This window comes from Pseudomonas sp. K5002, from assembly GCF_013386655.1.
Lineage (GTDB): Bacteria > Pseudomonadota > Gammaproteobacteria > Pseudomonadales > Pseudomonadaceae > Aquipseudomonas.
Genome location: NZ_JACARK010000564.1, coordinates 1 through 4,429, shown reverse-complemented (window position 1 = coordinate 4,429; position 4,429 = coordinate 1). Strand labels below are relative to the sequence as shown.

General features: G+C 61.9%; 6 protein-coding genes. 2 read left to right on the top strand and 4 right to left on the bottom strand.

Annotated elements, in window-relative coordinates; all coding sequences use genetic code 11:
• A partial coding sequence (locus HX846_RS23455; RefSeq protein ID WP_178966179.1) for an FUSC family protein occupies nucleotides 1–1,120 on the top strand: 1,120 nt, incomplete at its 5' end.
• A gap of 104 nt (nucleotides 1,121–1,224) precedes the next feature.
• Here the strand turns inward: HX846_RS23455 and HX846_RS23450 are convergent.
• Nucleotides 1,225–1,962 (bottom strand): ABC transporter substrate-binding protein, encoded by a 738-nt coding sequence (locus HX846_RS23450; RefSeq protein WP_043226204.1) that lies wholly within the window; start codon nucleotides 1,960–1,962, stop codon nucleotides 1,225–1,227.
• Nucleotides 1,963–2,181: 219 nt separating this feature from the next.
• Here HX846_RS23450 and HX846_RS23445 point away from each other — a divergent pair, with 219 nt between their 5' ends.
• Nucleotides 2,182–2,634 (top strand): GNAT family N-acetyltransferase, encoded by a 453-nt coding sequence (locus HX846_RS23445; protein WP_003216885.1) that lies wholly within the window; start codon nucleotides 2,182–2,184, stop codon nucleotides 2,632–2,634.
• Nucleotides 2,635–2,749: 115 nt separating this feature from the next.
• On the opposite strand, the gene HX846_RS23440 is transcribed toward HX846_RS23445, so the two are convergent.
• The 3 genes from HX846_RS23440 to HX846_RS23430 all read right to left on the bottom strand — a co-directional run.
• Nucleotides 2,750–3,046: a helix-turn-helix domain-containing protein gene (locus HX846_RS23440; protein ID WP_008434063.1), complete on the bottom strand. Its 297-nt coding sequence runs from the start codon at nucleotides 3,044–3,046 to the stop codon at nucleotides 2,750–2,752.
• 19 nt (nucleotides 3,047–3,065) lie between these two features.
• Nucleotides 3,066–3,566, bottom strand: coding sequence for a M48 family metallopeptidase (locus HX846_RS23435; protein ID WP_003216881.1), 501 nt, complete (start codon nucleotides 3,564–3,566; stop codon nucleotides 3,066–3,068).
• Between the two features lie 43 nt (nucleotides 3,567–3,609).
• The coding region (locus HX846_RS23430) for an EAL domain-containing protein (protein WP_178966178.1) at nucleotides 3,610–4,429 on the bottom strand (820 nt) is incomplete at its 5' end.

Below are 4,429 nucleotides of genomic sequence, written 5' to 3'. Positions count from 1 at the left end.
GGGCGACGCCGCCAACCCCGACAGCCTGGCCGATGCCACCGACAGCAGCCTGCTGGACCGTGCACCGCGCAACCTCAAGGAAATGTGGACGCGCCTGCGCACGCAGTTGACGCCGACTTCGTTGCTGTTCCGCCATGCCCTGCGCCTGCCCCTGGCGCTGAGTATCGGCTACTGGATGGTGCACTTGATTCACCCGTCCCAAGGCTATTGGATCATCCTCACCACGCTGTTCGTGTGCCAGCCAAACTACGGCGCCACCCGGCGCAAGCTGGGCCAGCGGATCATCGGCACAGCCATCGGCCTGACCATCGCCTGGGCGCTGTTCGACCTGTTCCCCAACCCGCTGATCCAGTCGATGTTCGCCATCGCCGCGGGCCTGGTGTTCTTTATCAACCGCACCACGCGCTACACCCTGGCGACCGCCGCGATCACGCTGATGGTGCTGTTCTGCTTCAACCAGGTGGGCGACGGCTACGGGCTGTTCCTGCCACGGCTGTTCGATACCTTGCTCGGCAGCCTGATCGCCGGGCTGGCGGTGTTCCTGTTCCTGCCGGACTGGCAGGGCCGGCGCCTGAACAAGGTGCTGGCCAATACCCTGACCTGCAACAGCATCTACCTGCGCCAGATCATGCAGCAGTACGCCGCGGGCAAAAGCGACGACCTGGCTTACCGCCTCGCCCGGCGCAATGCCCACAACGCCGACGCCGCGCTGTCCACCACCCTGGCGAACATGCTAATGGAGCCGGGGCATTTCCGTAAGGAAGCGGACGTGGGGTTCAGGTTCCTGGTGCTGTCCCACACGCTGCTCAGCTACCTGTCGGGGCTGGGCGCCCACCGCGAAACCCAACTGCCGGCGGAAGTGCGCGAGCACTTGATCGAAGGCGCCGGGAAGACGCTGGCGGCGAGCATCGACGAGATCGCCACGGGGCTGGCGAACAAGCAGCCGATCGCGATTCAGAGTGATGCCGAGGAAGCCTTGGCAGTGGACCTGGAGCAGATGCCGGATGAAATTGACGAAGGGCAGCGGCTGGTGCAGACGCAATTGGCGCTGATCTGCCGGCAACTGGGGCCGTTGCGCACGTTGGCGGCTCACCTGATCAAAGATACCAGCGAAGCCTGAACCCTCTTCGCGAGCAAGCCCGCTCCCACATTCGGCCGAGTTCCACCTTTGGAATGCGGTCGAATGTGGGAGCGGGCTTGCTCGCGAAGGGGCCATTAGCCTCACTACATCCCGTGCTGCTTCATCAACCGCGCATAACTGCCATCTGCCTTCATCCTGGCAATCTCCCGATCAAACCCGGCAACAATCTGCTGATGCTGAGGATTTTTCAGGCTAACCAGAATGTGCAGGCTGTTTTCGCTCAGCGGCACCGGCAAAAACTCCACCGCGTTGCGCACGGTGGCGGACTCCCGAGCCAGGTAGTAGCGGGCGACGAATTCGTCCTCCAACGTCAGCCGCACCCGCTGCGCCGCCAGCATGCGCACGGCCATGGCGAAGTTATGCACCGGGACTTTCTGCAATTGCGGATCGGCATCGAACGCCGCTGAATAGGCATAGCCACGCACCACCGCGACGGGGTAGTCGTGCAACTGCTCCAGGTTCTGGTAGTCGATGGGATCGTCGCGGCGCTTGAGAAACAGCACCCGGTTGAGCAGGTATTCGCCGGAAAACTGCCCCAACTGAGTACGCGCATCGTCGTACCAGGCGTTCACCAATACGTCGTAACGCCCATCGCCCACGCCCATCAGCGCCCGCGCCCAGGGCACCTGTTCAAACTCACTGGCATAGCCGGCACGGGCCAGGGCGGTGGTCACGATGTCGGTGGCCAAACCACCATTGACCAGGGTGGCGTCAGTGAACGGCGGCCAGGCATCCGCCACCAGTCGCAAGCGTTCTGCCGCCGCCGCCTGGGCCAGCAACAACAAACCGATCAAAGCAACGGCACGAGAAAATCGCGGCATGCTCAAGTCCTTGGCGGGCATTCTATGGCCTGACCTCTGGGGCAACCCGAGGATTTAACAGTAGCTCATCAATGAGCTGTACTGCAGATTACACAAAGACGGCAGCGTCGCACGCAGAGAATGATGGCAAATTGATCTCACTCACAAAAAAACCGCAATTTAGACACTCGCCTCCCGCGCGCTTACTATCCTGACCAGACAATCAGCCGAGAGAACACCATGACAGTCGAATGGGTCTGCAAACACCACAGTGACCTGGGCAAGGAGCAGCTGTACGCCATTTTGCGCCTGCGCTCGGAGGTCTTCGTGGTCGAGCAGAAATGCGTGTACCAGGACATCGACGGCCAGGACCTGGACGGTGACACCCATCACCTGATGGCCTGGGATGATGGTCAACTGCAGGCCTACCTGCGCCTGCTGGATCCTGAATCACAAGGTGGTGATGTGGTGATCGGCCGGGTGATCGTTGCGCCGAGCGCGCGGGGTACCGGGCTGGGCCACCAGATGATGGATGAGGCCCTCAGGCAGGCGGAGAAACAGTGGCCCGACGTGCCGATCTATCTGTCGGCCCAGGCGCATTTGCAAGGGTATTACGGGCGGTACGGGTTTGTGGTGGCGGGTGAGGAATACCTGGAGGATGACATTCCACATATAGGCATGCGCCGGGCATGAGGGCCTCTTCGCGAGCAAGCCCGCTCCCACATTTGACCGAGTTCCACCTTTGGAATGCGGTCGAATGTGGGAGCGGGCTTGCTCGCGAAGGCGTCAGCCCGGTCACCCCAAGCTTTCAGGGGTAACCCAACACCTGTTTAATGCTCGCCAGGTTCGCCTCGATCCAGCGCCGATCAATCGCGCCCCAATCACGAATCCGATAGCGCCCGGCATGATTGCGGGCCCCGTCTTCCTGTTCAAACTCACACACAATATCCAGGTCCGCCAACGCCGCAATCGTGTCCTGTGCAGTACGCCGGGGCATGCCCGTCACCTCGGTCAGTGCCGGGACGCTGCTGGCCAGCTGGCTATCAATCAGGTACGCCACATACAGGCGCCGGTAGAAGCTGCTTTTGGTCTTGCTCACATCCATGCTCGATCGCCTTTGAAGGTCAGGGCTTGCCCTGCAGGTCCCGCCAGGTCAGGTACACCCGCAGGTCGAATTCCACCTGATGGTAGCCCGGCAACATGTATTCACAGAGTTTGTAGAACGCCTTGTTGTGGTCCGATTCCTTGAAGTGCGCCAGTTCGTGTACCACGATCATGCGCAGAAATTCCGGCGCGGCTTCCTTGAACAGCGAGGCGATACGGATTTCTTTCTTCGACTTGAGGTTGCCACCCTGCACCCGGGAGATGGTGGTGTGCAGGCCGAGGGCGCGGTGGGTCAGGTCCAGGCGGTTGTCGAACAACACCTTGTCGATGGCCGGGGCGTTGCGCAGGTGTTCCTGCTTCAGGGCCTGGGCGTAGCTGTACAGCGCTTTGTCGCTCTGCACACCATGCCGCTCGGGGTAGCGCTGGGTCAGGTAGTCGCCGAGTTGGTCCTTGGCAATCAACTGGCGCACTTGCTCCTGCAATGCTGGGGGGTAGGCCTGGAGGTATTTCAGCGCGGTCATGGGGTCAACAACGGGTATTTGAATGGGCGCCAGTGTAGCGAATTCAGCGGGCGGCTGCGCGCAGGCGCCAGTCGGCAATTTCATCCGCGATCAACGGCGGCGCCACCTGCGGGCCCTGGATGAACTGGCAGCCGTTGGCCTTGAGCCACTCAACTTGCTCCTGGGTCTCGACGCCTTCGGCAATCACCAGCAGATCAAAATGCCGGCACAATTCGATAATGCTGCGCGCCATCGCCGCGTCCCGGGATGAACCCGGCAGGCGGGCGATCAGCTTCGGGTCGAGCTTGAGGGTGTCGAATTCCAGGTCCCGCAGGTGGGCCAGGGAGCAGTTGCCCGCGCCGAAATCATCCAGGGCAATCCGCACGCCGGCCCGGCGCAACAGCTTGAGCTGCTTGGTGGACTCATCCAGATTGTGCATCAGGCTTTCTTCACTGATCTCCACCTCAAGCTGCCGGCCTTGCAACCCATGTCGCTCCAGCACCTGCTGCAGCTGGCTGGCCAGGTTCGGCATATTGAACTGGCTGCTGCTCAAGCTCACGCTCAGGACCAACTCATCGCTGAACACCCCTGCCCATGCCTGCCGCTGGGCGGCCACCTGCTGGTAGATCCAGGTGCTCAACTGGCTGATCAGCCGCGCCTCTTCGAGCAACGGCAGAAACAGCCCCGGCGGCACATCGCCGACACTCGGGTGCTGCCAGCGCAGCAGCGCTTCGACGCCCCGCAGATGGCCGTCGTGCAACGACACCTGCGGCTGGTACACCAGGGTGAAATCCTTGCTGTCGATGGCGCTGCGTACGCTGTCTTCGAGCATCAGGCGCGAGCGGGCCCGGCCGTTCATTTCCTGGTCGTAGTAGCGATATTGC

Excerpts from the sequence above, each read along its gene's own strand:
- HX846_RS23450 (WP_043226204.1), bottom strand. The coding sequence starts at position 1,962 with ATGCCGCGATTTTCTCGTGCCGTTGCTTTGATCGGTTTGTTGTTGCTG.
- HX846_RS23435 (WP_003216881.1), bottom strand. The coding sequence starts at position 3,566 with ATGACCGCGCTGAAATACCTCCAGGCCTACCCCCCAGCATTGCAGGAG.
- HX846_RS23445 (WP_003216885.1), top strand. The coding sequence starts at position 2,182 with ATGACAGTCGAATGGGTCTGCAAACACCACAGTGACCTGGGCAAGGAG.
- HX846_RS23440 (WP_008434063.1), bottom strand. The coding sequence starts at position 3,046 with ATGGATGTGAGCAAGACCAAAAGCAGCTTCTACCGGCGCCTGTATGTG.